We start from the raw sequence: 26,825 nt of genomic DNA, 5'->3' as shown, positions 1-26,825 counted from the left end.
CGATCGGTGGCCGACACCGCACAACTGACCGATCCTGCCGATGACGACGGCGCCGCCGTCGCGGTAGCCGAGCCGTCGGACGAGGGGTCGTTCGTCGCGAAACTGGAAGAGCCGCCCTCGGATTGGTGGGTGCGCCGCTACACGTTCTTCGGCACCGCGGTCGGCCTCACCTTCATCTGGCTGTCGATGACGCCGTCGCTGTTGCCGCGCGGACCTCTCTTCCAGGGCATCGTCAGCGGCGCCGCCGGCGCGTGCGGCTACGGCCTGGGGGTTCTTGGTGTCTTCCTGGTCCGCTACATGCGCTCAAAGGACACCAGCCCCCCGGCCCCGCGCTGGGCGTGGCTGGTCCTGATCGGGCTCGGCATCATCGGTCAGGTCCTCGCGATCATCTGGTTCCACGTCTGGCAGGACGAGGTCCGCGACATGATGGGCGTGCCCCGGATGAAGTTCTGGGACCACCCGCTGACGGCGGTGTATTCGATCGTCTTCCTGTTCGGCTTCGTCGAAATCGGCCAGCTGATCCGCAAATTGGTGCGTTTCCTGATGCGTCAGCTGGAGCGCGTGGCACCGCCGCGGGTGTCCGGTGTGGTGGCGGTGCTCCTGGTCATCGCCGTGTTCGTCGAAGTGTTCAACGGTGTGGTCGGCAACTACGCGATGTCGTGGATCAACAACACCTTCGCCACGGCCAACGACGAGGACGATCCGGACAACTCGCCTCCCACCTCACCGTTGCGTTCGGGCGGACCCGGCTCACTGGCCAGCTGGTCGTCGCTGGGCCGGCAGGGCCGCATCTTCGTAGGCAACGGACCGAGCGTCGACGAGCTCGCGAAGTTCAACGGCCGCAAGGCAATCGAACCGATTCGCGCCTACGCCGGCCTCCACTCCGCGGACGGCATCCGGGCGACTGCCAAGCTGGCCGCGCAGGAACTCAAGCGCACCGGCGGACTCGAACGCGCCGTCGTCGCCGTCGCGACCACGACCGGCACCGGCTGGATCAACGAGGCCGAAGCCGCGTCGCTGGAGTACATGTACAACGGCAACACCGCGATCGTGTCGATGCAGTATTCGTTCCTGCCCAGCTGGATTTCGTTCCTCGTGGACAAGGCCAACGCCCAGGAAGCCGGCCAGGACCTTTTCGAAGAAGTCGACGCGCTCGTGCGACAGATGCCCGAGGGCAAGCGCCCCAAGCTCGTGGTGTTCGGCGAGAGCCTCGGGTCGTTCGGCGGCGAGGCCCCGTTCCAGTCGTTGAACAACCTGGTGGCCCGCACCGACGGCGCGCTGTTCTCCGGGCCGACGTTCAACAATCCCATCTGGACCGAGCTGACCCGCTACCGCGACGCCGGCTCCCCGGAGAAACTCCCGATCTACGACGACGGCCTCAACGCCCGGTTCGGTTCGCGCCCTGAGGATTTGAACCGCCCGGCCAACGCCACCTGGGGCCACCCGCGGGTGGTGTACCTGCAGCACGCGTCCGACCCGATCGCCTGGTGGAACCCCGACCTGCTGTTCGCCCGGCCGGACTGGCTGGAAGAGCCACGCGGCCGCGACGTCTCACCGCGGATGGAGTGGATTCCCGTCGTGACGTTCCTGCAGGTGTCGGCCGACATGGCCGTCGCGGTCGACGTGCCCGACGGGCACGGCCACGTTTACGTCAAGGACGTCGCGAACGCCTGGGCCGACGTGCTGCAGCCGCCGGAGTGGACCCAGGAGAAGACGGAACGGTTGCGGCCGCTGCTACACCCAAGCGCCGGCACGTAGCAGCACCGAGGCGGCCGTCCCGCCCAGCAGTCCTTCATCGACCAGCGCCCGGTACCCGCCGATGACATCGGTGGCCCGGTACAGCCCCAGGTCCTGCAGCGCCGCGGCGGCCAGGCTCGAGGTGTAGCCCTGCGAGCACAGCACGACCCATTCGACGTCGACGCTCGTGGCCTGCGGCAGGCGGGCGTCACTGGTCGGGTCGCAGCGCCATTCCAGGACGTTGCGTTCCACCACCAGGGCACCGGGAAACTCGCCCTCGATGGCGCGCTGCGCGGCCGGCCTGATGTCCACCAACACGGCGCCCCTGGCCAGCGCGGCGGGGATTTCGGCGGCGGACAGCCGGACCAGGCGCTCGCGAGCCGCGTCCAGCATGGCGTCGATCCGGCTGGTCCTGCTTGCCGTCGCTTCGCTCGTCGCGGTCATCAGTCCCCCTCGGGCTTGTCGGTGAGTTCGGTGTAGACGCGACGCAGCTTCTGGCTCTCGGTGACGTCGTAGTACGACATGGCGGTCAGCGGCGGCGAATACGCGTGCACGCTCAGCGTCGGATGCGCCGGCGTGACCACGTCCGGACCCGCCCGCACCACGTCGTGCACCCAGCCCAGCGGGAACGCGGCCTGGTCACCCGCCTCCAGCGTGCGTTGCCGCAGCCCGCGACCGTCCCACCGGGTTTCCTCCAGGGCTCCGGACACCACGGTCAGCGCACCGAGCGATCCGCCGTGGTCGTGCAACTCGGTGCTGCGCTCGGGGACCCAGCTGATCAGCCAGAGATCGAGTTCGTCGTCGCCGTACAACCGGCGGAACCAGCGTTCGTCGAGCGGCAGGCCGTCGGCCGGCAACAGCCGGTCGTAGCGGCCGCTCAGCACGTCGTCGGCGCACCGATCGGTGGCGTGCAGCAGGTCGGGTAGCCGCAATCGGGTCGGGGCCAGAGAGGTGGGACCAGAAACAGAAAAATCTGTCAGGACGGACATGACGGAACTCCAATGCAGAAACGAACGGTGGGCTTGGCGCCCTCACAAGGCCGGGCTCAAGCCCGACAACATGTCGCGTTCTGCACGTTCTGCACTGCCATGTCCCCGATGATGCCGAGTCCCGGACCGGCGGGGAATGGTTAACGTCAGGGTGATCCTGAATGCCGTACCGCATAGATTGGCTGTCATGCAGACCGTCATCCGGGCAACGCTGCTCACCGCCACCGCTCTGACCGTGCTCACCGCCTGCGGTCCGGACAAACAAGCGGCCCCCGCGCAAACTCCCGCCGAGCTGCCCACCCAGTCGCACGAGCACCCCGCTCCTGGCGGCATGGCCGTCTCCCCCGGCGGTGTGACGACCGCCGTCGACGCCCCGCCGGCGGCGACCGAGTCCGAATTCGGCCAGGCGTGTCACGCCGCGAAAATGTGGATGGACGCGCAGCACGCCGACCCGGCGACGCTCGTCGAGCCGTACCTGAACCTCATGCAACGGCCGGAAACACGTGATCCCGGTAACTTCAACACCCCCTGGACCGAGCTCACAGCAGGCCAGCAGGCCGGTGTGATCATGGCCGCGACCAGCGCCTCCAAAGGTGAATGCGGCTGATCACCGCCGTTCACTGAGGATTCGCTGAGTCTGCGGCGTTGCCCTAAAATCGGTCGCACTGCCGTCCGATCGCTCTGACGCATATACGCGGGCCGCGGTGACAGCGAACTTCCGACCGCCGGATCCGACCGGCGGTCCTCACGTACCCGCGAGGCCCGCCGAGATGAACGACATGACCAGCACGCCGTGGGGTCGCAGCTGAGCACCTCCGATCTCCAGCGCAGCGATTCCGCGCGCCATCGTCTTCCAGCCCGGCACCGCCGGAGCCGGCTGCAAAGCCTGCTCAGCGCCCGCGTGGGCTGGGACACCGTCGGCCGCGTCGCTCTCGCGCTGGTCACCGTGGTGGCGGTGGCGACGACGGGCCTCGGCTGGTGGACGGTGCGCGGGGCGCTGCACGGCATCACGGTCAGCGACGCACTCGGCGCAGACGCGCCGAAGTCCACCGGCGGCGCGATGAACATCCTGCTGATCGGCTTGGATTCGCGCAAAGACCAGCAGGGCAACGACCTGCCGCAGGCGCTGCTCGACAAGCTGCACGCCGGCGATTCGGACAACGGCGGCTACAACACCAACACGCTGATCCTGGCGCACATCTCCGCTGACAACCATGTGGTCGCGTTCTCGATCCCGCGCGACGACTATGTGCGGGTCACCGGCATCCCCGGGTACGACCACATCAAGATCAAAGAGGCGTACGGCCTGACCAAGGCCAACGCCATGCAGCACCTCATGGACAAGGGCGTCACCGACCAGGCCGAGCTGGAGCGCAAGAGCCGCGAGGCCGGCCGTGCCGCGACCCTGGCCGCGGTCCGCAACCTGACCGGTGCGCCCATCGACTACTTCGCCGAGGTGAATCTCGCCGGCTTCTACGACATCGCCGAGAGCCTCGGCGGCGTCGAGATCTGCCTGAACCACCCCGTGTACGACGACTACTCGGGCGCCGATTTCCCGGCCGGCCGGCAGATGCTCGACGCCTCGCAGGTCGTCGCGTTCGTGCGGCAGCGGCATGGCCTGGACAACGGCGACCTGGACCGGACCCACCGCCAGCAGGCGTTCCTGATCTCAGTCATGCACCAGCTGCAGAACGACGGATCGTTCAGCGATCTCGGCAAGCTGAATCAGCTGATCGGGGTCGCGCAGAAGGACGTCGTGCTGTCGGCCGGCTGGGGCCAGGAGCAGTTCAAGCGCATGGGCGAGATCGCCGGCGGCGCCAACGTCCAGTACCGGACGCTGCCCGTGGTGCGCTACGACAACATCGACGGCCAGGACGTGAACATCGTCGACCCCATGGCCATCAAGGTCGAGGTCGCCAAGGCCTTCGGTCTCAAGCCGCCGGCAGGCGCCCCGACGTCCACACCCACCACGTCGACCGAGCCGTCGACACTGGACAAGGCCGCGGACAGCACGGGTACGACGTCCAAGAACGCCAAGACCGCCGTCATCGACGTCATCAACGGTTCCGACGTCACGGGCCTGGGCCGGCAGATGTCGGAGATCCTGGGCGATCTCGAGTACTCCATGGGCCAGACCAGAAGCTCGCAGGACGGCGAGCTCAGCTCGACGGCCGTCGACTTCGGCGTCGGCACCGATGCCGAGGCCAAGCACCTGGCCGAACTGCTCGGCATCGACGCGGTCCGTGCCGACCCGTCCGTACCGGCCGGCCGCATCCACGTCACGCTGGGGCCGGGCTACCAGGTACCCGACACCCTGGACAGCGTCTCCCTGGCCGCAGCCAAGTCGTCCAACTACGACACGACGTTGCCGACCCCGGAATCCGGGCCGCCGGTGCGCGCCAACGACGGGCTCCCCTGCGTCAACTGACGCATCAGCTTCGCGCCGCGAGCGTGGAACGAGCGCGTTTTTGCACTCAGGGACCGCAGCCGCCCCGGAAAAGTCCCTGGCTGCAATCGCGGCGGCGGCGCGCTCCTGTTGACTGAAGCCAGGTATTCGGCGGACCGGACCTTGTTCCGAGCGAGCGACCGCCCTCGACTGCACGCGGGCATTGCCGCCGTCGGTTTGTCGACTCACCAAACGCTCGCACGGCGCCACCCGCAATTAATTAGCTTAGTAGAACGAACTAAATTCGCCGCCCTCAAGGCGTTGAAATTGGACGCAAACGCCATTCCCAGAACACAAAGCACGTCTAACAAATTTGCCCATCGACCAGGCAAAACGTCGCAAAAGCAATGAGATCAGCTAACGAATACGACGTATTTCCCAACTACTGGTCAGTAATTGTGCTTTGACTCACACAATGGTGCACACTATGGGGTGTCTCACTCATTGCCGAAGGGATGAGCACGATGGTTGCTCCTCAGCACGTACCGGTCGCTCGGGCCCACGGTGGCGCGGTCAACGGGCGCCGGGTGCTCTTCATGGGCATCCTCCTGCTGCTCATCGCGGTTGCCGCCGTCAGCGGCATCCTCTTCGCCATGAGCAGCGGGCAGCCGCAGGTGGCCCTCATCATCGGGCTCGTCTCGGCGGCGTTCTTCTCGCGCATCCGCTGCTGACGCGGCCTCGTCTCGCCGCCGTCTGATCCGCACGCCAAAATAGGCCCATGCGGGTCGCACTGGTCCTTGGCAGCGGTGGCGCCCGGGGTTACGCACACATCGGCGTCATCGACGCGCTCCGCGAGCGCGGATTAGACGTCGTCGGCATCTCCGGTTCATCCATGGGCGCACTCGTCGGCGCGCTGCAGGCCGCCGACAAACTCGACGAATTCTCCTCCTGGGCCAGCGCCCTCACCCAGAGCGCGGTGCTGCGCCTGCTCGACCCCTCTTTGACCGCCGCCGGCGTGCTCCGCGCCGAGAAGATTCTGGCGACCGTCCGCGAGATCATCGGCCCGCGGACCATCGAGAGCCTGCCGATTCCCTACACCGCCGTCTCGACCGACCTGATCGCCGGAAAATCGGTCTGGTTGCAGCGCGGCCCCATCGACTCGGCCGTCCGGGCCTCCATCGCCATCCCGGGCGTCATCGCGCCCTATCTGCTCGACGGCCGGCTACTGGCCGACGGCGGCATCCTCGACCCGCTGCCCATGGCGCCGCTCGCCGCCGTCAACGCCGATCTGACCATCGCGGTCAGCCTCAACGCCAGTGATCCGAATCCCACGCCCCCGGAATCCCCGCGCCCCACCGCGGAGCTGCTGAACCGCATGCGGCGCAGCACGACGTCACTGATCGACCGGGCCGCGGCAAGCACCCTGCTCGACGGCCCCACCGCACGTTCGGTGTTGAGCCGCTTCAGCAACGCCGTCGACGGCATCGACGCCGTCACCGAATCCGAGGTCGAGACCGAAGACGACACACACGTGCCGCGGCTCGGCGGTTTCGAGGTGATGAACCGCACCATCGAAATCTCGCAGGCCGCGCTGATGCGGCACACCTTGGCCGCCTACCCGCCCGACCTGTTGATCGAGGTGCCGCGCACGGTGTGCCGCAGCCTGGAGTTCTACCGGGCCTCCGAGGTCATCGAGATCGGCCACGAATTGGCTTGCGCCGCACTCGATTCCCTCGATCTTCCGGATTAGGACAGGAACGCGGCGACCTCAGCCGCCACCCGGCGCCCCTGTGCGCGGCCGGCCTGGGCCGCCGGAATGCGACAGGCCGGATCCAGCGGGTCGGCGCCGAACGCGGCGAGGGACTCGCCGTCGGCGAAGATGCCGCACGCACGGCCGGCGAAGCTCTTGACGTCCGCACCGGGGCCCGCCCCGAACGGCGACGGCGAGTCCGATGGCGCCGGAACCAGGACGACGGCGGTGTCACAGTCCTTGACCGCGATCATGTTGACGCTGCTACCCATGCCGCCGTCCATGTACCGGCGGCCGCCGATGGTCACCACCGGCCAGGCGGCCGGTACCGCGCAGCTGGCCTCGACGGCGTCGACGACGGACACCCCCGATTCCCGCGTGAACACCACCAGCTCGCCGGTGTCGATGTCGACGCCAGTGATGCGCAGGTCATGGTCGGGCCACTCGTGCGACGGCAACCGGCGTTCGATGACGTTGCGACGGACTGCCGGGCTGACGGTCTCGGCGGCAGCCGCTGCCGCCCCGAGGCGCTGCAACTGTTCGGCCCGGCCGCCGTTGGTCGACGACATCGCGTCGATGAACGTGGTCAGGACGGCCTCGATGTTGATGCCCGGGCTGATCTCCGCCGATTCGGCGGCGACCTGGCGCTCGAACAGCTCAGCAATGCTCAGCGCGCTGCCCAGCTGAGCACCGACCGCCGAGCCCGCCGATGTGCCCAGCACCACATCCGAATTCCGGATCGCCGCGGCGATCTCGGGGGCCTCGTCGGCGATTCCCTGCAGGATGCCGGTCTCCCATGCGATGCCGGCGATGCCGCCACCAGCCAGAACGAGCGCACGCTTAGCCATTAGTTCATCTAACAGGATTCGGCGTGCGCCGTGGGACCGTCATCCCACCAGGAGGTCAGAAAGATGCTCCAACGATCGGCCGGCGTAGCCCTTCCACAGCTTGCCGAAAACCGGCAACAGCGGAGCGGTCAGCGAGCTGCGCGGGTGCAGGGTCCATCGCCAGGTGATCTTGGTGCGGGGATTCTGCCCACCGGAGACGTCCTGGAACAGCCACATCCCTTGCACGCCGCCCACCAGCGGCGCCAGCGGTCCGTTGATGTCGGACAGCGTGTAGCCGAACGAGTGCGGCTCGTCGTATGAGGTCAGGGTCTCGGCCATGCTGCCGCCACCGGTCAGCAGGATGGTCCGGGTCTGCCCCACCGCGTCCCAGATACCGGTCTGGTTGCGCACGGCCTTGATCGGCGGGATCGGTCCGTACCAACGACAGAACAGCTCGTTCAACGGAATCGGTGCGGTGCCGCTGAATGCGTCGGCCACCGCGACGGGGACTATTCGTGATTGCTCGACCACCAATGCCTGCGCCATGATGGCGATCGTAACCATCGATGCTGACCACTGGAGTGTCATGACCTCAACGATGCGGGCCCAACGGTTCTACGCCGACACCAAAAAGGTTGTGGTGGAAGATGTTCCGATTCCGGAACCGGGCCCAGGCGAGGTGCTGGTCAAGGTCGCCTACTGCGGCATATGCCACTCCGACCTCAGCCTGATCAACGGCACGTTCCCGTCGCAGCTCCCGGTGGTGACGCAGGGCCACGAAACGTCGGGCACCATCGCCAAGCTCGGACCGGGCGTCACCGGCTGGGCCGAGGGCGACCGCGTTGTTGTCGCCGCCGGCAAGCCGTGCACGGACTGCGTGAACTGTCTTCGCGGCGACATGTCGAACTGTCTACGGATCCGACTCATGGCGTTCGCGTACGACGGAGGCTGGGCCGAATACACCGTCGCGCAGGCCTTCGGGCTGACGCGCGTACCCGACAACGTGCCGCTGGAGCAGGCCGCGATCCTGGCCGACGCGGTGTCGACGCCGTTCGGCGCCGTCGTGCGGACCGGCCAAGTGGGTATCGGCGAGTCCGTCGGCGTCTGGGGTGTCGGTGGGCTCGGCACGCACATCGTGCAGCTGGCCCGGTTGGTCGGGGCGGCGCCGATCGTGGCCGTCGACGTCAACCCGGCAGTGCTGGAGCGCGCGCTGGAGGTCGGCGCGGACTACGCGTTCGACGCACGCGACCCGGAGCTGTTGGCACAGATCGGTAAGGCCACCGGCGGCCGGATGCTCGACGTCGCGTTCGACGCGGTCGGCAAGGGGTCGACGTTCGACCAGGCACTGGCGGCACTGACCGTGGGCGGCCGGTTCGTCGGCGTCGGGATGAGCGCCGACGCCCCGTCGATCGGCCCGACGTCGTTCTTCAACCTGACCAAGAAGCAGGTGCGCGGGCACCTGGGCTATCAGAACGCCGACATCGGCACGCTGGCCACGCTGGTGTCCCGCGGCCGCCTGGACCTCACTCGGTCGATCAGCGAGATCGTGCCACTCGAGGATGTCGCCGAAGGCATCGCGAAACTCGACCGGGCCGAGGGCAACCCGATCCGGATCCTCATCCAGCCCTAGCTGGGGTTTTCCCGCGAGCGTGCGTGTTTGTACGCCGACACGCCGTATTCGGCGTGTACTTCGCGCACGCTCGTGGCGGACGAGCGTGCGCGTATTCACCTCAGTCGCGGCGCCGCTTTCGCGCTGAAGAGCGGCAGGTCCAGATAGGTGGCGATACCCGGTTCCGCGGCACACACCGCCGGCACGGAGTTGACGCAGTGGGCGGCGGTGCCGACGACGCCGGGTTCGGGGCCGTCCTCTCCGACCAGTCCCTGAAAGCCCTTGATCGACACGGTGAAGTCCGGATTTCCCTTGACCTCCATCTCGTAGCGTTGTCCTTCGGGGCCGAAATCCCATGCCGGGTCGAGGTTTTCCTCACCCATGAACCAGTTGACGGTGACGCGTACGACCACCTCGTCGCCGACTACCGCCTCCCAGTGGAACTTGCGGGCGGCCACCTGGCCGGGCTGGATGGGGCCCAACGGTGAGTCGATCGGCGCGGTAGCCACCGCAACCTCTTGGCGCGCAACGATCTTCGGGTCGGCCTTGAACCCGAACTCGTCGACGCACATCCGGACGGCTTGGATGAAGCCACTGTCGAGCAGCTTCTGCATCGGCCCGGTGAGCGCCTTGTCCGGCGTTTCACCGAACCCCATCACGTGCCGCAGCACGTCGGGCGCGTCGTAGGTCCGCAGGTCCGAGAACTCTTCGGCCCGAACGAAAGTCACGCCGGTGGACATCACCGAGAACAGCAGCGGGAACTTCTCACTGATGCCGCCGGGCGCGATGCCGGTGCCGTGCAGGGTGGCGCCACCGGCCAGCGCGGCTTCCCGCATCGGCGCGCCCTGCTTCTCGCTCGGATATACCCAGCCGACCGGCGTCACCACGTTCTTGCCCGACCGCAGCAGCGCGGCGACCTCGTCGGGGTTGGCCATCAGCGGGGCGTAGATGACGGCGTCGGCCTCGAGCGCCAGGATGCCTTCGATGCTGTTGGTCGCGGTGACGCCCAGCGGCTCGACGCCGATGATCTCGCCAACATCCTTGCCGTTCTTGGCTTCCGAATGCACCCAGCACCCGACGAGTTCCAGGTCCGGATGTTCCAGCACACCTTTGATGGCAGCGACGCCGACGCCGCCGGTTGCCCACTGCACGACCCGCAACGCCATGAAACCTCCCGAGCACCGCCAGAACTAGAACACGTTCTAGGTTGTATACCACTGCCCCGGCGCCGGAGACCAGACCTTCGGGGTCTTGACTAAAAGCGCCGCGCGTGACTGAACTACAGGTAGTAACGAAAGGACTCTCAATGACCGTGTCAAGCCGCCGCCGTGGCGATTTGGGGCGTGTCGGGGTGCCAGGTCCGGTTGTCACGGATGAGGGCGTAGAGGACGTTGACGCGTCGGCGGGCCAGGCAGATGGTGGCAGGGATGGCGCGTTTGCCTTGGTCTCGTTTGCGCTGGTAGTACGCCTTCGACGTGGGATCGCAGCGGATCGCGGTCAGCGCGGACATGTACATCACCCGGCGCAGCCGTCGGCTGTAGCGCTTGGGCGTGTGCAGCCGGCCGGTGCGTTTTCCGGAATCTTTGGATACCGGCGCCAATCCGGCCCAGGCAGCGAGTTGGTCAGGCGATTCCAGCAATGCGGGATCGCCGACCACGGCAAGGAATTCGGCGCCGAGCCGAAAGCCCATGCCGGGCAGGCTGTTGATCACCTCAGCGAGCGGATGGCGGCGAAATCGTTCCTCGATGTCCGCGTCGGTGTGTTTGATGCGCTCATCGAGGTTCATCACCCCCTGGGCCAACTCGGCGACCAATCCGGCACCCACATCCTCACCTGGCAGGCGGACGGTCTGGGCCTTGGCAGCAGTTACCGCGGCAGCCGCGATCGTGGCGGCGTTGCGCACCCCGGCCGCCGCCAGCACCTTGGTCAGCCGCGAAACACCGGTTCGGCGAATCGCTTTCGGCCGCTGGTAGTGCGCCAGCAGTACCGCCCAACCCCGGTCTTGGGTCAGTTCGGCGACGCGTTCGAGTGCCGGGCATACGGCCAGCAGTTGTTGGCGCAGGCGGTTGATGGTGCGGGTGCGGTCGGCCACCAGATCGGCGCGGTGGGCGGTGAGCATGCGCAGTTCGGTGATCAGGTCATCGCCGGGACGCAGGACCGGCAGGTCCGCACCGCGCATCCGGGATTGATCGGCAATCACCCGGGCGTCTTTGGCATCGGTCTTGGACTCACCACCGCGGTAGGTGGCCGATGCTTGCCACACCTGCCGGCCCGCAAGGTATCGCACCGTCTTGCCTGCATCGGCCAGCACCGTGAGCACCAGGGCGGCGTACACGTTGCTCAAGTCCACTGTCCAGGACACCTCACCGGCAAGCGTGTCGATTTCGGCGACCAGGTCGCCGATCGTGCGCTCGTCGTTGACCACCTTGCGCGAGAACACCATGTTGCCGTTGCTGTCCACGACGCACACCCAGTGATGTTCTTTGCCGACGTCGATCCCAGCCCACATTTGCTTTTCGGTCACCGGACCTCTTTTCGCTTGTCTGCCAACAGAATCCCCAAGGACGACCTCGCCGGCATTTCCTTAAACAAGCGATCACATCGCAGATCTCAATCAGCGGCCCGAGGAAGTCCAGGCAGGCCGGGCGGCCAGTCCTTTCAAGCCGCACCACCAGGGCCGGCACCACCATGGCAGCCATACCCGACCCACCCGGGTCACAGCCCAACGTAACGCTCAGCAATACGAAGTAACTGCAACTACGAACTTAAGGAAGACCATGGCCAAGAATCGCGTGTTCGTCGTCGGCGTCGGCATGACCAAATTCGAGAAGCCCGGCAGCCGCGAGGGCTGGGACTACCCGCAGATGGCCAATGAGTCCGGCAACAAGGCCCTCGCCGATGCCGGCATCTCGTACGACCAGGTGGAGCAGGGCTACGTCGGTTACTGCTCCGGCGACTCGACCTCCGGCCAGCGCGCCCTGTACGAGCTGGGCATGACGGGCATCCCGATCGTCAACGTCAACAACAACTGTTCGACGGGATCGACGGCGCTTTACCTTGCCGCACAAGCGATCCGAGGTGGTCTCGCGGACTGCACCATCGCGCTGGGGTTCGAGAAGATGCAGCCGGGTTCGCTCCAGGCGGGTGCGCAGGACCGCGAATCGCCGCTGGGCCGGCACGTCAAGGCCCTGGCCGAGATCGACGAGTTCGCCTTCCCTGTCGCGCCGTGGATGTTCGGCGCGGCCGGCCGCGAGCACATGAAGAAGCACGGCACCACCGCCGAGCACTTCGCGAAGATCGGCTACAAGAACCACAAGCATTCGGTCAATAACCCGTACGCGCAGTTCCAGGACGAGTACACGCTCGACGACATCCTGGGCGCCAAGATGATCTCCGATCCGCTGACCAAGCTGCAGTGCTCCCCCACCTCTGACGGTTCGGGCGCGGCGATCGTGGCCAGCGAGGCGTTCGTCGACAAGCACGGGCTGGCCTCGCAGGCCGTCGAGATCGTCGGCCAGGCCATGACCACCGACTTCGCCTCGACGTTCGACGGCAGCGCCGCCAACATCATCGGCTATGACATGAATGTCCAAGCCGCCCAGAAGGTTTACGACCAGTCGGGCCTCGGCCCCGAGGACTTCCAGGTCATCGAGCTGCACGACTGCTTCTCGGCCAACGAGCTCCTGCTGTACGAAGCCCTGGGCCTGTGCGGCGAGGGTGAGGCGCCGCGGCTGATCGACGACAACGACACCACCTACGGCGGACGCTGGGTCGTCAACCCGTCGGGCGGCCTGATCTCCAAGGGCCACCCGCTCGGCGCGACGGGCCTGGCCCAGTGCTCCGAGCTGACGTGGCAGCTGCGCGGCACCGCCGACAAGCGCCAGGTCGACGGCGTCACCGCGGCCCTGCAGCACAACATCGGGCTCGGCGGCGCCGCCGTCGTGACGGCCTACCAGCGCGCCGAGCGCTAGTCACCTCCCCCGCGAGCTGGGGGTACTTCCCGCTTGCGAGCAGACGTAAAACTGTCGTTTTCGCTTCGAAAACGACAGTTTTGCGCCTGCTCGCGGAAGTAACTCGCGGAAGTAATCAGCCGTCGAACATGGCGTCGACCAGGCGGCGCAGCACCTGACGGGTCTCGCGGCGCGTCTTCTTCGGGTCGTCGGCGGTGGCGATGAGCATGGCCGCCTCATCGAGGGCGCCAATCAACACGTGCGCCAGCGCCCGGACCGGCTGACGCGCCAGCTGGCCGGCCTTCATGGCCTCACTGAGCAGTTGTTCCGTCATGCCCAGGCTGTAGCGCTGGGCGACGTCACGGAAGCCCGCCCAGCCGAGCACACTCGGGGCGTCGAGCAGGACCAGCTGGCGCACCTCCGGGTCGCCAGAGACTTCCAGCCAGGCATCGACCGCGGCGCGGATGGCGTCGGCCGGTGACGTCGCACCCGACGCCGCCACCATCGCCCCCATCCGGGCCATGACGTCCTCTTCCACCACTTCCACCACCGCCAGGAAAAGCGCTGCCTTGTCGGCGAATTGGTGATACATCGCGCCCCGGGTCACCCCGGCCGTCGTCGCGATCTCTGGTGTGCCCACCTCGGCATAACCACGCTCGCCCCACAGTCGCCGCGCAGCGACGATCAACGCTTCGCGGGTAGCCGCGGAGCGCTCCTCCTGAGTACGCCTCTTGTTTTCCATACACCCTGTTGGTAAGTTGCGGACAGCCTGTTTGTAAATCAGTATCGAGCTAGGAGTGATCCATGTCGATCATCGAGATTAACGCCGGAACCATCCATTTCGAGGAATTCGGACCGAAGGACGGCAGGCCCGTCGTCTTCGTGCACGGATACATGATGGGTGGCCAGCTGTGGCGAGGTGTCGCCGCGCGACTGGCCGAGCGCGGCCTGCGGTGCATCGCCCCGACCTGGCCGCTCGGCGCGCATCCCGAACCGCTGCGCCCGGGCGCCGACCGGAGCATCCACGGCGTCGCGCGCATCGTCGCCGACACCATGGCCGCACTGGACCTCGACGACGTCGTCATCGTCGGCAACGACACCGGCGGTGTGGTCACGCAACTGGTCGCGGTCCACCACCCGGAGCGCATCGGCGCCATGGTGCTGACGAGTTGCGATGCGTTCGAACACTTTCCGCCACCGATCCTCAAGCCGCTGATCGCCGCGTCGCAGTCGAAAGCGCTGTTCCGCGCGGGCGCACAGGTGTTCCGCATCCCGATGGTCCGCAAGCGCGCCTACGCCGGGCTCGCGTACACCGACTTCGACGCCCTGACCCGGGAGTGGGTACACAACACGCAGTCCAAACCCGCTGTCGCCGAGGATCTCCGCGTGTTCACCAGCTCACTGCGCACCGAGGTCACCACCGGAGTCGCGGCGCGGCTGCACGAATTCGACAAGCCGACGCTCATCGCCTGGTCGGCCGACGACGAGTTGTTCGAAGTCGAGGACGGCGAGAAGCTGGCGGACATCATCCCCAACGCCCGTCTCGAAATCCTCGACGGCGCAAAGACATTCTCGATGCTCGATCGCCCCGACCGACTCGCCGACCTGATGTCGACGCTCGCGGTGCGGGCCTAGCCGCGAGCTGCCGCTAGATGGTGACGACGTCGTAGGCGCCATCGGCGTACCGGGCGCGAATGGTCTTCTTGTCGTACTTGCCGACGCTGGTGCGCGGCACCTGCTCGATGAACGTCCACCGCTCGGGCAGCCACCAGCGAACAACCTTGTCCGACAGGAACTCTCGAAGTTCATCAGGTGTCGCCGAAGCACCCTCGTGCAGCACCACGGCGACCAGCGGTCGCTCCTGCCAGCGGTCGTCGGGCACCGCGACCACGGCGGCTTCCAGCACCGCGGGGTGCGCGACCAGATGGTTCTCCAACTCGACCGACGATATCCACTCACCGCCGGACTTGATGACGTCCTTGGCCCGGTCGGTGAGGGTGACGAACCCGCAGTCGTCGATGCGTCCGACGTCGCCCGTGCGCAGCCAGCCGCTGTCGAACTTGCTCGCGTCGTAGCCCAGGTAGTAGCTGCCGGTGATCCATGGTCCGCGAATCTCGATCTCCCCGACGGCTTCTCCGTCGTGCGGCAGCGGGGCGCCGGCGTCGTCGACGATCCGGATCTCGACACCACACATGGGCCGCCCGGCGGTCGCCCGGCTCTTCCAGTACTCGTCCTCGGACACGTTCGGAAGCGGCTTGGCAGTGGTCGCCAGCGGCGAGGTCTCGGTCATCCCCCAGGCCTGGCGGATGTGGACGCCGTACCGTTCCTGGAAGATACGCATCATCGACTGCGGCACCGCCGATCCGCCGCAGCCCACGATCCGTAGCGACGAGATGTCATGCCCCGGGTTCTTTTCCAGACAGTTCATCACGTCGTTCCAGATCGTCGGCACGGCGCAGGCGATCGTCGGGTGACAGGTCTCGATGAGGTTGATCAGCGAAGTGCCGTCCAGGAACCGGTCCGGCATGACCAGGTCGGCGCCCGCCATCAGCGCGGCGTACGGCAGCCCCCAGGCGTTGGCGTGGAACATCGGCACGATGGGGAGCGCCACGTCGTCGCTGCCGACATCCAGCGCGTTGCTGGTGCACGTCGCCATGGCATGCAGAAAGCTCGAACGATGGCTGTAGACAACGCCTTTCGGGTTGCCGGTGGTGCCGCTGGTGTAACACATCGCTGCCGCGGACCGCTCGTCGATCTCCGGCCAGTCGAAGTCCTCGGATTGGGCAGCCAGCAGCTCGTCGTACCGCAGCACGGTCTTGCCCGCGGCCTCCAGCGGACCCAAATCCCCTGCGCCGATGGCGATTACCGTGTGCACCGTCTTCATCTGCGGAAGTACCGGGGCAAGCTGGGCAGTCAGCGAGAGGTCCGCGATGACGATCTGGTCCTCGGCCTCGTTGGCGATGTAGGCGATCTGCTCCGGCGACAACCTGATGTTGAGGGTGTGCAGCACCGCGCCCATCGACGGAATGGCCAGGTACGCCACGGTGTGTTCGGCGTTGTTCCACATGAACGTCGCCACCCGCTGGTCCCCGGTGATGCCGAGACCGCGCAGCGCGTTGGCCAGCCGCCCGGATTGCCGGCCGATGTCGCCATAGGTCATGGTGCGGTACTGCCCGCCGCCGAGCGCCGTGGTGACGGTTCGGCGATAATTCTGACCGGTCGCATGCCGCATGATCGTGGTGATGGTGAGCGGGGCGTCCTGCATCGTACTGAGCATCGTGAATTTCGCCTCTGGGTTGCTGCCGCTGGGATGTCGAGATGCTAGCCGACCCTGCCAGGTAGGAGGATGATTAACGTTGGCACGACAGGAGAAAATCATGCGCTCGAATTGGACGCTCGCCGCGGCGCTGGCCGGCGGAGTGGCCGCGATGCTGGCACCGGCCGGATCGGCCATGGCCGAATCGGCGCAAGACACCATCAACCGGCTGCAGTCCGAGGGCTATGTGGTCACGATCGACAAGCTCGGGACGGCACCGGTGTCCGAGTGCACGGTGACCAGTGTGCGCAATCCGCAACAGACGACGCAGTTGGTGCCGTGGGTCGGCCCCGGCCTGGGCCGCAACAGCAATTCCATCCTGCTGCCGCAGACCAGCAGGACCATTTCGGTGTCGCTCGACTGCACGGGCACGCGCTAGCCCCCCCAGACGCCAAGAACGCCCCCGCCGGTCGGCGGGGGCGTTCTTGGTGGAGTGCTCAGACGGTCGCGGGCTCCAGCGCGCGCACCTCGTTCATCGCGACGGGCTTGGTCGCCATGAACTGTGAGTAGAGCAGAGGCTTGGGGGCCTCGACGGCGACCGCGGTGACGTCACCGACCACGTCCGCGACATACAGCCGCGAACCGTCACGGCTGACGGTGACGCACGACGGCTGGACGTCGGCCGCGATGGTGTCGACGACCGCGTTGGTCTGGGTGCAGAACACCGAGACGCGGTTGTAGTCGACGACGTAGGCGCGGGTGCCGTCGGCGCCGAGCACCAGCTGGGTCGGGGCGTCACCGACGGCGAAGCGGCCGGTGACGCGGCCGGCGGCCAGGTCGACGACGTGCACCTCACCGCGGGCGGTCAGGTCCGAGGTCAGTACATAGGCGGTGTTGTCCGGGCCGAGCGCCAGGCTGCGGATCGGGGCACCGATGACGATGGTGTTGCGGATACGCGCGGTCTCGGTGTCGACGACGACCAGCTGGCTGCCCATCTCGTCGGTGGTGGCGACGTAGAGCCGGCGACCGGTGTGGTCGACCGCGAGGGCGTCGATGCTGATGGCAGCACCGGTGGCGATCTCGATGGTGCCGACGCGCTCAGCGGTGATGTCGATGACGGCGACGTCGATGTAGGTGTCACCGGCACGGCCCGCGAACACGCGCTTGCCGTCGGGGCTGACAGCCAGTGCGCTCACGCCGGAGGCCAGCGGGTAGGCGGCCAGCTCGGCACCCGTGGCGACGTCGATGACGGCGACACCGTCGAACTCGGCACCGGACACGGCGACGTACGCGCGGTCAGCGGTGGCGACGACCGCGAACGGCTCACCGTCGACGGCGATATCGCGGATGCTGCGGCTGCGCGGCTCGATCAGCGACACCATGTTGTCGGCGTAGCTGGTCGCGACCAACTGACCCGCGCTCTCGGCGATGTCTGCGATGGCGCCGCGGCCAACCCGCGCGATGTCCATGGTTCCGCGCAGCGCCTCGGCGCTTGCCCGCTTCGCTTTTGCACGAGCGTTATTATTTGCCACGATCTTCGGTACCTCCGCCAGCGCCGCAACGCGCCGGTAGTCGATTGCCCGTCCGGGTGCGCCCGGATGAGCGCTGCTTTCAAGAAGTGTAGTGATCCCCACCGACATTCCGGACGGCTTCAGCGACGCCTCGTCACGAATTGATCAGAAGCTCTTAGGAGTTACTTATGTTGTGAATTGTTATGGACTTGTTATCAATGGCGATCAGTGCTTTGACCTGTGTAAACAACGCATGAATTCAAATTGAGCAAACATAGGCGGGCCTCATTTCTGACGGTTTCCAAGCACCGTTTCCCGGCATTCCCTGGCAAAGTGAGCGAAACATCACACCGCGACACGAACGCATGCAATCCCATCAGTCTCACCTGCACGATAGAACCCAGGTTGCACTTCAGTTCATCAAGATCGTGACAGCCTCGAGGCCCGCCTGAGCGGGCCTCGAGATTCGCTGTTATCGATGAATTCACATTTTGTTCACGATGTGAGGGCCGTCACACCGGCGTTGCCGACGGCTGCTCGACACCCGAATCGAGCATCGTCAGTTCGTCGAACGGCTCGGCGCCGTGCAACACGGCTTCGGCCTTTGCCCGGTCGAGCGTCCCGGTCCACGAGCCGATCAGCACTGTGGCGACGGCATTGCCCGAGAAGTTGGTGACGGCCCGCGCCTCCGACATGAACCGGTCGATGCCGACGATCAGGCCGACGCCGTCGAGCAGGTCGGGCCGGTGACTCTGCAGGCCGCCGGCCAGCGTCGCAAGGCCCGCGCCCGTGACCCCGGCAGCGCCCTTGGAGGCGACGATCATGAAGGCCAGCAGCGCCAACTGCTCCCCGATCGCCATGGGCCGCCCCATGGCGTCGGCGATGAAGAGCGCCGCCATGGTCAGGTAGATCGCGGTCCCGTCCAGGTTGAACGAGTAGCCGGTCGGCACCACGACGCCGACGGTGCTGCGGTCCACACCCAGGTGCTCCATCTTGGCGATCAGCCGAGGTAGCGCCGACTCCGACGACGACGTCGAGAAGATCAGCAGGTACTCGCGCGCCAGGTAGCGGACCAGCCGGAAGATCGACATCCGCGTGACCGACCACAGCACCACGCCGAGCACACCGAAGACGAACACGACGCAGGTCACGTAGAACCCGAGCATCAGGGTCAGCAGCTGGGTGACCGCGCGCCAGCCGGTCTGGCCGACGACGCCGGCCATGGCGCCGAACGCGCCGATCGGCGCCAGCCACAGGATCATGATCAGCACCCGGAACACCAGTTTCTGCAGGTGCTCGACGCCGCGCAGGACGGGTTCACCGGCAGTGCCCATCGCCTGCACGGCGAAGCCGACGAGCAGGGCGATGAACAGCGCCTGCAGCACGTTTCCGCTGGTCAGCGCGGACAACAGCGTCTCGGGGATGATGTGCGAGACGAAGTCCATGAGGCCGCCGGCCTCATGCGCCTTCTGGGCCAGTTTCGCGCCCTGGCCGGTCGCCTGCGCCGACAGGTGCAGGCCCGATCCGGGGCTCAGCAGGTTGCCGACGACCAATCCGATCGCCAGCGCCACCGTCGACATCACCAGGAAGTAGGCGAGCGACAGGCCACCGATCTTGCCGACGGTCGCGGCTTTGCGCACCGAGCCGATGCCCAGCACGATCGTGCAGAAGATGACCGGCGTGATCATCATCTTGATCAGGTTGACGAACAGGGTGCCGAGGACCGCGATGTCCTTGCCCACCCCGGGCGCGATGAGGCCGACGGCCACACCGCCGACGACGGCGACGAGCACCGCGATGTACAGCCAATGGGTGCGGTCGCGACGGGGCGCTTGATCAGTCATGTCGGGCAGTCCTCCGGCCTCGATGTCGAAAACTTCTGCAAGGATGTTGGTCCAGAACGTGAGGCACGTCACGCATATGTTCATTTCGTTCACGGAAGTTCACCGCGCACGCCACGAGCAGGCGGATTACAGAAGGACGCAGTGATGCGCAGTTGGCCGGCCGCGCCGCGCTGGTCCCTGGCCGGCCAGATCGTCGCCCTGCAGATCGCGATCATCATCATCGTGGTGGCAGCCGGCAGCGCGCTGGCGGTGGTGCAGTCCCGCCGAACCAACGACGTCGCGGCCAAACAGCTGCTCACCGGCGTCGTCACGGCACTGGCAGACGCGCCGTCGACGGCTGCCGCCATCCAGACGGGCAGCGCCACGGAAGTACTGCAGCCGGTGACCGAAACCGTTCGGGCCCAGACCGGCATCGCTTTCATCACCGTCATGGCGCCCGACGGCACCCGGTTCACCCATACCGACCCGCGCCAGATCGGCGGCCACTACCTGGGCACCACGGAGCAGGCCCTGAAAGGCCAGACGCACACCGAGTTCTACACCGGGACGCTGGGCCGCTCGGTGCGCACCATCGCCCCGGTGCGGGACGGTGCCGGACGGGTGGTGGGCCTGGTCGCCGCGGGCATCACCGAGACGACGCTGACGGCGCAGTGGCGCCACCAGATCCCGGTGATCGCGGCGATCAGCCTTGCCGCCCTTGCCCTTTCACTGGCCGGCACCTGGCTGATCCGGCGCCGCCTGCTCCGCCAGACCCACGGGCTGCGGCCGGACCAGTTGCGCGTGATGTACGAGCACCACGATGCCGTCCTGCATTCGGTGTCCGAGGGCCTGCTGGTGCTCGAGAAGGGGCGCGTGGCGCTGGCCAACGACGAGGCGCGGCGCCTGCTGGCGCTGCCGCCCGGTGCGGTGGCCCTGTCCGATCTGCCGGAGTTCCTGCGCGCGGCCGGTCCCGGTGTGCGCGACGAGGTGCACGTCACCGACGACCGGGTGCTGGTGGTCAGCCGGTCACCGGTGGCCGGCGCCTCGGGTTCGGAGGTCGTGACGATCCGCGACCGCACCGAATTGCAAAGCACCCTGGGCGAACTCAGCTCGCTGAAGGTCCTCACCGACTCGTTGCGGGCGCAGGCGCACGAAGTGGCGAACAAGTTGCACACGGTGATCACCATGGTCGAGATGGGCCGCCCGACGGACGCCGTCGCGTTCGCCACCGACGAACTGGAGCTGTCCCAGCGGCTCGTCGACCGGCTGTCCAGCGAGGTCCGCGAACCCGCCCTGGTGGCATTGCTGCTGGGCAAGAGCGCCCAGGCCCACGAACGTGGCATCGACTTCACCGTCACCGTGGACTCGCAATTGCCTTCGGACACATCGCATCTACCGCTGAGCGGGCCGGAAATGGTGACGGTGCTGGGCAACCTGATCGACAACGCCATGGACGCGTGCGATCGCGACGACCCGTGGATCGAGGTGACGGTGCGGTGCGAGCCGGGCGCCGAACTGCACATGCGGGTGGCCGACAGCGGCACCGGCATGGACCCGGCGACGTTCGAAAACGCCATGCGCCGTGGTTATTCGACGAAATCGGCGCCGGGACACGGGCTGGGCCTCGCCCTGGTGGCACAGGTGGTCAACCGACACGGCGGCACGCTGTCGTCCGATGTCAGTTACGGTTCGGTGGTGTCGGTGACGATTCCGGCGGCAGCCTCATGACCACCGTGCTGATCGTCGACGACGATCCCCTGATCGCCGAGGCGCACCGCACGTATGTCGAACGGCTGGAAGGGTTTTCCGTCGCCGCGGTGGCCCACACGGCACGCGAGGCCATCCAGGCCGCGACCCGGGCGACCACCACCGACGAGCCCATCGACCTGGTCCTGCTGGACCTCGGACTGCCCGACGCCAGCGGCATCAGCCTGGCGTCGGCACTGTCCGGGCTGCGGCCGGCGCCGGACATCATCGCCATCACCTCCGAGCGCGATCTGGAGATGGTGCGCGCCGCCGTCGCGCACGGCGCACTGGCGTATCTGTTGAAGCCGTTCACCTTCGCGGCCTTCCGGGACCGGCTGGACCGCTATCAGCGGTACCGGACGGCCCTCCCCGCCGGGGTGGACGCCGCCAGCCAGGCCGAGGTGGACCGGGCGCTCGCCGAATTGCGCACCAGCGCAGATAAATCCGCGGCCCCGAAAGGCGCGTCGGCGCTGACGAACGACGACATCGCCCGCGCGGTGCGGGACAGTCTCGAGGGGCTCACGGCCGACGAGGCCGCCAAGGCGGTCGGGGTGGCGCGGGTGACCGCCTGGCGCTATCTGGAGCGGCTGGCCGACGACGGAACCGTCACGCGCCGAAGCGAATACGGCGGGACCGGCCGGCCCAAGACCCGCTACCTGTGGCGTTGACTTCGCCGGGTGTGACAGCATCGGATCATGAGTCGCGACGACGATCCGGAAGCCCGCATCCGCGAGCTCGAACGCGCGATGACCGATCAGGCACGGGCCTCGGAGCTGACGGAGCCAGGCCAAGCGTGGTCCTCGCGCACGCCCGCGGCCGGCACGCCGTACCCCACCCAGTACACCCGGCCCCCGCAGACCTCGCCGTCGCAACCCTGGCCGCCCGGGGTGCCCACCACCGCGGCCCGCCGAATGATCCTGGGCGTCGTCGTCCTCGCCGTCATCGTCGGCCCCGTGGTCGCCGCGATCGTCTTCGTCACCAACTTGACCGGCAAGAAACACCTGACGTTTCTCCCGCCCTCCGCCAGCCACCCGCCCAGCGTCTCGGTGGCCGTCCCGACCCCGCCGCAACCGGGCGACGAATCGTCGGTGGTCGTCAACGGCACCACGGTGCAGTCCGGCCCCGGCCTCGTCGAATTACCGCCGCAGTCCGACGATCCCACCCGGCCCATCCAGGTCGCGGGCGTGCGCGGCCACCGCACGGTCGCGTGCAACGACAGGCCGATCAGCATCAGCGGCGTGTCCAACAGCGTCACCATCACCGGGCACTGCGCGACCGTCGAGGTCTCCGGGATCGAGAACACCGTGACGGTCGACTCCGCCGACAAGATCGTCACGTCCGGCATGGACAACCACGTGACCTACCACTCCGGGGACCCGGAGATACCTGATCCGGGCCGGTCCAACACCGTCAGTCGCGGCTGACGCGGCCGATACGCCGGCGCGTCAATTTCCCCCGAATCGGGGGACGACGGGAGTCCGCGGCGTTCATAATCTCGTTGCCATGGCGCACAACGGAAATGACGATTGGACCCAACCCGCAGCTCTGGCGATCCCGAAAGAGGGCTACTTCGAACTCACCCGCGGTCGCTACGGGCCGGTCTTCCCGCGCACCCCGGCGTGCTACGGCTTCAACATCATCGCCAAGGTGCTCGACGGTCATGAGCAGGCGATCCGGGACTACGGCAAGCAACTCGAGGCTGCCGTCGCCGCACAGCCCGACGTCCTGGCCCCGCTGAAGCTGCACTATCTGCGGTGGAATCTGTTCGACGTCGGCTCCGGGCTGCACTTCCAGTACCAGGGCATCTTCGACACCGACTTCGACAAGTACACCGAGGACGCCGTCAAGCTGTTCAGCTCGACGGGGATCACCACGGCGTTCACCCATCTGGAGGGCTTCCCCGCCGACTGGAAGACCAACCCCGAGGCGTTCATCATGTTCGTCCGCGAGCACCAGGTGCCGAGCTTCCTGGAGTACGGCGAGTACCCCTACGTGACGGCGGTGGAGATCAAGAAGGCCCTGCGGCTCAAGGCCGCGTTCTCCGACATGTTGGACGAGATGCAGTGACAGCACTCGAGTTCGACGATATCCAACACATCATGCTGACCGGGACGCCTCACCTCACCGGCCGGTACGAGTTCCTGTCGTTCGACACCCCCGAAGCCGGGCAGGCCTGGCTGGCCGAGATGGTTCCGCTCGTGCAGTCGGCGACCGACGTGCGCAAGACGGTCAACATCTTCAAGCGGTGGGTGAACCTGGCGTTCACGTGGAACGGCTTGCGCGCGTTGGGGCTTGACGAGCAGACGCTGGCCACCTTTCCCGCCGAGTTCCGCGAGGGCATGGCGGCCCGCGCCGATATCCTGGGCGATACCGGCGCCGCCGCACCGGAGCACTGGGTGGGCGGGCTCGCGGGTGACGACCTGCATGCCATCCTCATCCTGTTCGCAAGGGACGAGGACGAACGGGTGCGCTGCGTCGGCGAGCACGACGCACTGTTGGCTCGGTGTCCCGGCGTGCGGTCGCTGTCGCATCTCGATCTGGCGGCCACTGCGCCGTTCGAGTATGACCACGACCACTTCGGATACCGCGATCCGGTGTCGCAGCCCCAGATGGCCGGGTCCGGCGAGACGCTGATCCCCGGCGCCTGTGGCGCGCTGGCCGCGGGCGAGTTCCTGCTCGGCTATCCGGACGAGGAAGGCCTGGTGTCGAATCAGCCTGCCCTCGAGGTGCTTTCACGCAACGGCAGCTTCATGGCGTACCGCCGGCTGGAGGAGCATGTCGGCACCTTCCGCGACTACCTGACGCAGCACGCCGAGGACACCGAAGGCCAGGAGTTGCTGGCCGCCAAGTTCATGGGCCGCTGGCGCAGCGGCGCACCCTTGGTGCTGGCGCCCGAACACGACGATCCCGAGCTCGGCGCGGATCCGATGCGCAACAACGACTTCGACTACGCCACGATGGATCCGCACGGCTACAAGTGTCCGGTCGGCTCGCACGCACGTCGGCTCAACCCGCGCGATACCGAGCCGAATCCCAATCGGCGCAGGATGATCCGGCGCAGCGGCACCTACGGGCCGGCGCTTCCCGAGGGCGCCCGCGACGACGGTGTCGAACGGGGCGTCGGGATGTTCCTGATCTGCGCCAGCCTGGTGCGGCAGTTCGAGTTCGCCCAGAACGTCTGGATCAACGACACCGCGTTCCAGGAGCTCGGCAACGAACACGACCCCATCTGCGGCACCCAGGACGGCACGCTGGACTTCACGATCCCCAAACGGCCGATCCGCCAGGTGCACAAGGGGTTACCGGCATTCACCACGCTGCGCGGCGGGGCATACTTCTTCCTACCCGGCCTGACCGCACTGCGCTACCTCTCCACACTCGGACACCAAGGAGCATCATGAGTTCGTACGCCCGCACCTACAACCAGGCCCACATCACCCGTCCCCACAACGGCAACCGGCGTGTCAGCATCTACTGGTCGTGGAGCTACCCGTGGGAGGCCCAGCGCGACCCGGCGCTGCTGTACAACCGGTTCTCCACCATGACCGAGGTACGCGCGGCGACGTGGCCGGCCTACGAAGGTGTCGAATACAGCGCGCGGGAGTTCCTGCAGGGCGTCGACGGCACGCTCGAGCTGTTCCACCGCTCCTCGTTGTCCTTCCAGGACGTCGCCGGTGAAGCGACAGGGCATCCGGTGGCGGTGTTCCAGCGCGTCGATCAGGCCGGCTACCGGCTGCCGATCGACGAACGCATCCTGAACGACACCGACACCCTGATGATCTTCGGGTTGGACCACCTGCTCGGCGACGAGGAAGCCACGCCGGAGGAGGTCGCCGCTATCCAGCAGTGGCTGAAGCGCGAGGGCACCTGCCTGATGCTGGCCCCGCACCACGACGTCGGCTTCACCGACGACAAAGAGCAGCAGCAGATGGAGTACCTGCACCACGGCGACCCGCTGACGCCGCGCGTACAGAACTTCAGCGGATTCGCGCGGTCGCTGCTTACGGGGCTGAACATCCCGGTGCACAACACGTGGGGTCTGCGACCCGCGACGGTTGAGGGCACCAAACAGATTGTGCCCCTTACCGCTTTCCGCGACCTGGACTCTGCCGGCCTGCTGCGTGACGTCACGACGCTGGCCCTGCACCCGCACCTGCCGCACTACCAGTTGACCGCCCCCGAGAGCCCGGAGTTGCGGGTGCTGGGCCGGCAGCTGATCGACCAGACCCGGCCGCACCCCTTCACCCTGGCAGGCAACACCGAGTTCAACGCGCTGATCCACATGCCGCCGACCGGGGACCGTGCCGGCGACATCGTGCTGGTCGACTCGACACATTTCACGACGCTGTTCGGCGCCAGCGAGAGCTTGAAGTCGTTCTGGCGCAACCTGGTGACGATGTGACGGTAACCGAGCTGGCGGTTCGCGGTTCCAACATCGCGGTCGTCATCTTCGTGGTGGCCAGCACTCTGGGCGTCGGACTGAGTCTGACTCCGGCCCAGATCCTGGCTCCGCTCAAGGACGTTCGGGTGGTGAGCCTGACCCTGGTGGCCAATTTCGTTGCGGCGCCGCTGATTGCGTTCGGACTCTGGCGGTTGCTCGGGCTCGATGAGCCTCTCGGTGTGGGGCTGCTGTTGTGTGGGCTGGCCGCGGGTGCACCGTTCCTGATCAAACTCGCCGAGTTCGCCAAGGCCGACACGGGTCTGACGGTGGGCGTGATGACGCTGCTGATGATCACCACGGTGGCATACGTGCCGATCGTGCTGCCGGTGTTCCTCAAGGGTTCGGCAGTCGATCCGCTGGCCATCGCGTCGTCGCTGGTGATCCTCATGCTGATCCCGCTGGCGATCGGCCTGTTCTGCCGGAGCCGGGCCCCGGAGCTCGCGTCCAAGGTCAGGCCCGCCATCGGTCTGCTCAGCACCGTCAGCATGGTGCTGGTGGTCGTCCTGACCATCGTCGCCAACTTCCGGGAGGTGCTGTCGGTGTACGGCACGCGGGGCATCCTGGCTGCCGTCGTCTACACCGCCGTCTGCGCCGGAATCGGTTGGGCACTGGTGTTTTTCAGTGCCACGGCGCGGCCCGTGCTCGCGTTGGGTACCGCGCAACGCAATGCCGCGGCCGCTTTCGTGGTCGCCGGGCAGAACTTCGATGATCCGCGGGTCACGGTGATGATCACGGTCGTGCTGATCGCCGAGTTCACGATGCTGATCCCGTTCGCCCGGTTCGTGGCCCGCAAGGCCTGA

Annotated in this window: 26 protein-coding genes; 16 read left to right on the top strand and 10 right to left on the bottom strand. The window is 67.0% G+C overall.

What is annotated here, in order from left to right:
- The first annotated feature begins 6 nt into the window (after positions 1-6).
- On the top strand, positions 7-1,758 hold the full coding sequence (locus ACJEIK_RS05130) for an alpha/beta hydrolase (protein ID WP_409431147.1): 1,752 nt from the start codon (positions 7-9) through the stop codon (positions 1,756-1,758).
- Here the strand turns inward: ACJEIK_RS05130 and ACJEIK_RS05125 are convergent.
- Both ACJEIK_RS05125 and ACJEIK_RS05120 read right to left on the bottom strand, forming a co-directional pair.
- Positions 1,735-2,181 (bottom strand): rhodanese-like domain-containing protein, encoded by a 447-nt coding sequence (locus ACJEIK_RS05125; RefSeq protein ID WP_409431146.1) that lies wholly within the window; start codon positions 2,179-2,181, stop codon positions 1,735-1,737. The two genes, ACJEIK_RS05130 and ACJEIK_RS05125, sit on opposite strands and share 24 nt — an antisense overlap.
- A complete protein-coding gene (locus ACJEIK_RS05120) occupies positions 2,181-2,726 on the bottom strand; it encodes a cysteine dioxygenase (RefSeq protein WP_409431145.1) in 546 nt (181 codons plus the stop codon). Before ACJEIK_RS05120 ends, ACJEIK_RS05125 begins: the two co-directional genes overlap by 1 nt.
- 187 nt (positions 2,727-2,913) lie before the next feature.
- Here ACJEIK_RS05120 and lpqV point away from each other — a divergent pair, with 187 nt between their 5' ends.
- The 4 genes from lpqV to ACJEIK_RS05100 all read left to right on the top strand — a co-directional run bounded on the left by lpqV (position 2,914) and on the right by ACJEIK_RS05100 (position 6,862).
- Positions 2,914-3,333, top strand: coding sequence for a lipoprotein LpqV (gene lpqV / locus ACJEIK_RS05115; protein ID WP_138248148.1), 420 nt, complete (start codon positions 2,914-2,916; stop codon positions 3,331-3,333).
- A gap of 186 nt (positions 3,334-3,519) precedes the next feature.
- Positions 3,520-5,154, top strand: a complete 1,635-nt coding sequence (locus ACJEIK_RS05110) for an LCP family protein (RefSeq protein ID WP_409431144.1) — start codon at positions 3,520-3,522, stop codon at positions 5,152-5,154.
- Positions 5,155-5,636: 482 nt separating this feature from the next.
- Positions 5,637-5,843 carry a hypothetical protein gene (locus tag ACJEIK_RS05105; RefSeq protein WP_293014706.1) on the top strand — a complete coding sequence of 69 codons (207 nt, stop codon included), beginning with the start codon at positions 5,637-5,639 and terminating at the stop codon, positions 5,841-5,843.
- A 47-nt stretch (positions 5,844-5,890) separates the two neighbouring features.
- Positions 5,891-6,862 (top strand): patatin-like phospholipase family protein, encoded by a 972-nt coding sequence (locus ACJEIK_RS05100; protein ID WP_409431143.1) that lies wholly within the window; start codon positions 5,891-5,893, stop codon positions 6,860-6,862.
- Here the strand turns inward: ACJEIK_RS05100 and ACJEIK_RS05095 are convergent.
- Both ACJEIK_RS05095 and ACJEIK_RS05090 read right to left on the bottom strand, forming a co-directional pair.
- Positions 6,859-7,710 (bottom strand): patatin-like phospholipase family protein, encoded by an 852-nt coding sequence (locus ACJEIK_RS05095; protein WP_409431142.1) that lies wholly within the window; start codon positions 7,708-7,710, stop codon positions 6,859-6,861. The genes ACJEIK_RS05100 and ACJEIK_RS05095 overlap by 4 nt on opposite strands.
- Before the next feature lie 39 nt (positions 7,711-7,749).
- The gene (locus tag ACJEIK_RS05090) at positions 7,750-8,235 is read right to left on the bottom strand and encodes an SRPBCC family protein (protein WP_029121540.1); all 486 of its coding nucleotides are present in this window, start codon (positions 8,233-8,235) and stop codon (positions 7,750-7,752) included.
- A 40-nt stretch (positions 8,236-8,275) separates the two neighbouring features.
- Here ACJEIK_RS05090 and ACJEIK_RS05085 point away from each other — a divergent pair, with 40 nt between their 5' ends.
- Positions 8,276-9,319, top strand: coding sequence for a zinc-binding dehydrogenase (locus ACJEIK_RS05085; protein ID WP_409431141.1), 1,044 nt, complete (start codon positions 8,276-8,278; stop codon positions 9,317-9,319).
- Positions 9,320-9,414: 95 nt separating this feature from the next.
- Here ACJEIK_RS05085 and ACJEIK_RS05080 read toward each other — a convergent pair whose 3' ends face one another.
- Both ACJEIK_RS05080 and ACJEIK_RS05075 read right to left on the bottom strand, forming a co-directional pair.
- Positions 9,415-10,464 carry a dihydrodipicolinate reductase gene (locus ACJEIK_RS05080; RefSeq protein WP_409431140.1) on the bottom strand — a complete coding sequence of 350 codons (1,050 nt, stop codon included), beginning with the start codon at positions 10,462-10,464 and terminating at the stop codon, positions 9,415-9,417.
- Positions 10,465-10,613: 149 nt separating this feature from the next.
- A complete protein-coding gene (locus ACJEIK_RS05075) occupies positions 10,614-11,807 on the bottom strand; it encodes an IS110 family transposase (RefSeq protein ID WP_409431647.1) in 1,194 nt (397 codons plus the stop codon).
- 268 nt (positions 11,808-12,075) lie between these two features.
- Here ACJEIK_RS05075 and ACJEIK_RS05070 point away from each other — a divergent pair, with 268 nt between their 5' ends.
- Positions 12,076-13,269, top strand: coding sequence for a lipid-transfer protein (locus tag ACJEIK_RS05070; RefSeq protein WP_409431139.1), 1,194 nt, complete (start codon positions 12,076-12,078; stop codon positions 13,267-13,269).
- Between the two features lie 115 nt (positions 13,270-13,384).
- Here the strand turns inward: ACJEIK_RS05070 and ACJEIK_RS05065 are convergent, their stop codons facing one another.
- Positions 13,385-13,990 carry a TetR/AcrR family transcriptional regulator gene (locus ACJEIK_RS05065; protein WP_061004392.1) on the bottom strand — a complete coding sequence of 202 codons (606 nt, stop codon included), beginning with the start codon at positions 13,988-13,990 and terminating at the stop codon, positions 13,385-13,387.
- A gap of 62 nt (positions 13,991-14,052) precedes the next feature.
- Between ACJEIK_RS05065 and ACJEIK_RS05060 the strand changes: the two genes are divergently transcribed.
- Entirely contained in the window at positions 14,053-14,883 is an 831-nt protein-coding gene (locus ACJEIK_RS05060) for an alpha/beta fold hydrolase (protein WP_409431138.1), read from the top strand.
- Positions 14,884-14,896: 13 nt separating this feature from the next.
- Here ACJEIK_RS05060 and ACJEIK_RS05055 read toward each other — a convergent pair whose 3' ends face one another.
- Complete coding sequence (locus tag ACJEIK_RS05055) at positions 14,897-16,525, bottom strand: fatty acid--CoA ligase (RefSeq protein WP_135357748.1); 1,629 nt, start codon at positions 16,523-16,525, stop codon at positions 14,897-14,899.
- A 100-nt stretch (positions 16,526-16,625) separates the two neighbouring features.
- Between ACJEIK_RS05055 and ACJEIK_RS05050 the strand changes: the two genes are divergently transcribed.
- Complete coding sequence (locus ACJEIK_RS05050) at positions 16,626-16,943, top strand: hypothetical protein (RefSeq protein WP_167838106.1); 318 nt, start codon at positions 16,626-16,628, stop codon at positions 16,941-16,943.
- Between the two features lie 58 nt (positions 16,944-17,001).
- On the opposite strand, the gene ACJEIK_RS05045 is transcribed toward ACJEIK_RS05050, so the two are convergent.
- Positions 17,002-18,036: a hypothetical protein gene (locus tag ACJEIK_RS05045; RefSeq protein ID WP_409431137.1), complete on the bottom strand. Its 1,035-nt coding sequence runs from the start codon at positions 18,034-18,036 to the stop codon at positions 17,002-17,004.
- Positions 18,037-18,527: 491 nt separating this feature from the next.
- Positions 18,528-19,859, bottom strand: a complete 1,332-nt coding sequence (locus tag ACJEIK_RS05040) for a cation:dicarboxylate symporter family transporter (RefSeq protein ID WP_409431136.1) — start codon at positions 19,857-19,859, stop codon at positions 18,528-18,530.
- A gap of 144 nt (positions 19,860-20,003) precedes the next feature.
- Here ACJEIK_RS05040 and ACJEIK_RS05035 point away from each other — a divergent pair, with 144 nt between their 5' ends.
- The 7 genes from ACJEIK_RS05035 (at position 20,004) to ACJEIK_RS05005 (ending at position 26,825) form a co-directional block, all read left to right on the top strand.
- Positions 20,004-21,566 carry an ATP-binding protein gene (locus ACJEIK_RS05035; RefSeq protein ID WP_409431135.1) on the top strand — a complete coding sequence of 521 codons (1,563 nt, stop codon included), beginning with the start codon at positions 20,004-20,006 and terminating at the stop codon, positions 21,564-21,566.
- Positions 21,563-22,252 carry a response regulator gene (locus ACJEIK_RS05030; protein WP_409431134.1) on the top strand — a complete coding sequence of 230 codons (690 nt, stop codon included), beginning with the start codon at positions 21,563-21,565 and terminating at the stop codon, positions 22,250-22,252. The genes ACJEIK_RS05035 and ACJEIK_RS05030 overlap by 4 nt, the downstream gene beginning before the upstream one ends.
- 27 nt (positions 22,253-22,279) lie before the next feature.
- Positions 22,280-23,008 carry a DUF3060 domain-containing protein gene (locus ACJEIK_RS05025; protein ID WP_409431133.1) on the top strand — a complete coding sequence of 243 codons (729 nt, stop codon included), beginning with the start codon at positions 22,280-22,282 and terminating at the stop codon, positions 23,006-23,008.
- A 79-nt stretch (positions 23,009-23,087) separates the two neighbouring features.
- Complete coding sequence (locus ACJEIK_RS05020) at positions 23,088-23,651, top strand: hypothetical protein (protein WP_409431132.1); 564 nt, start codon at positions 23,088-23,090, stop codon at positions 23,649-23,651.
- Positions 23,652-23,683: 32 nt separating this feature from the next.
- On the top strand, positions 23,684-24,985 hold the full coding sequence (locus ACJEIK_RS05015) for a Dyp-type peroxidase (RefSeq protein WP_409431646.1): 1,302 nt from the start codon (positions 23,684-23,686) through the stop codon (positions 24,983-24,985).
- Positions 24,982-25,986 (top strand): hypothetical protein, encoded by a 1,005-nt coding sequence (locus ACJEIK_RS05010; RefSeq protein ID WP_064861017.1) that lies wholly within the window; start codon positions 24,982-24,984, stop codon positions 25,984-25,986. Before ACJEIK_RS05015 ends, ACJEIK_RS05010 begins: the two co-directional genes overlap by 4 nt.
- A complete protein-coding gene (locus tag ACJEIK_RS05005) occupies positions 25,983-26,825 on the top strand; it encodes a bile acid:sodium symporter family protein (protein WP_409431131.1) in 843 nt (280 codons plus the stop codon). The genes ACJEIK_RS05010 and ACJEIK_RS05005 overlap by 4 nt, the downstream gene beginning before the upstream one ends.

This window comes from Mycobacterium sp. SMC-16 (assembly GCF_046250085.1).
GTDB lineage: Bacteria > Actinomycetota > Actinomycetes > Mycobacteriales > Mycobacteriaceae > Mycobacterium > Mycobacterium phocaicum.
This window is presented reverse-complemented; position numbering and strand designations above follow the sequence as displayed.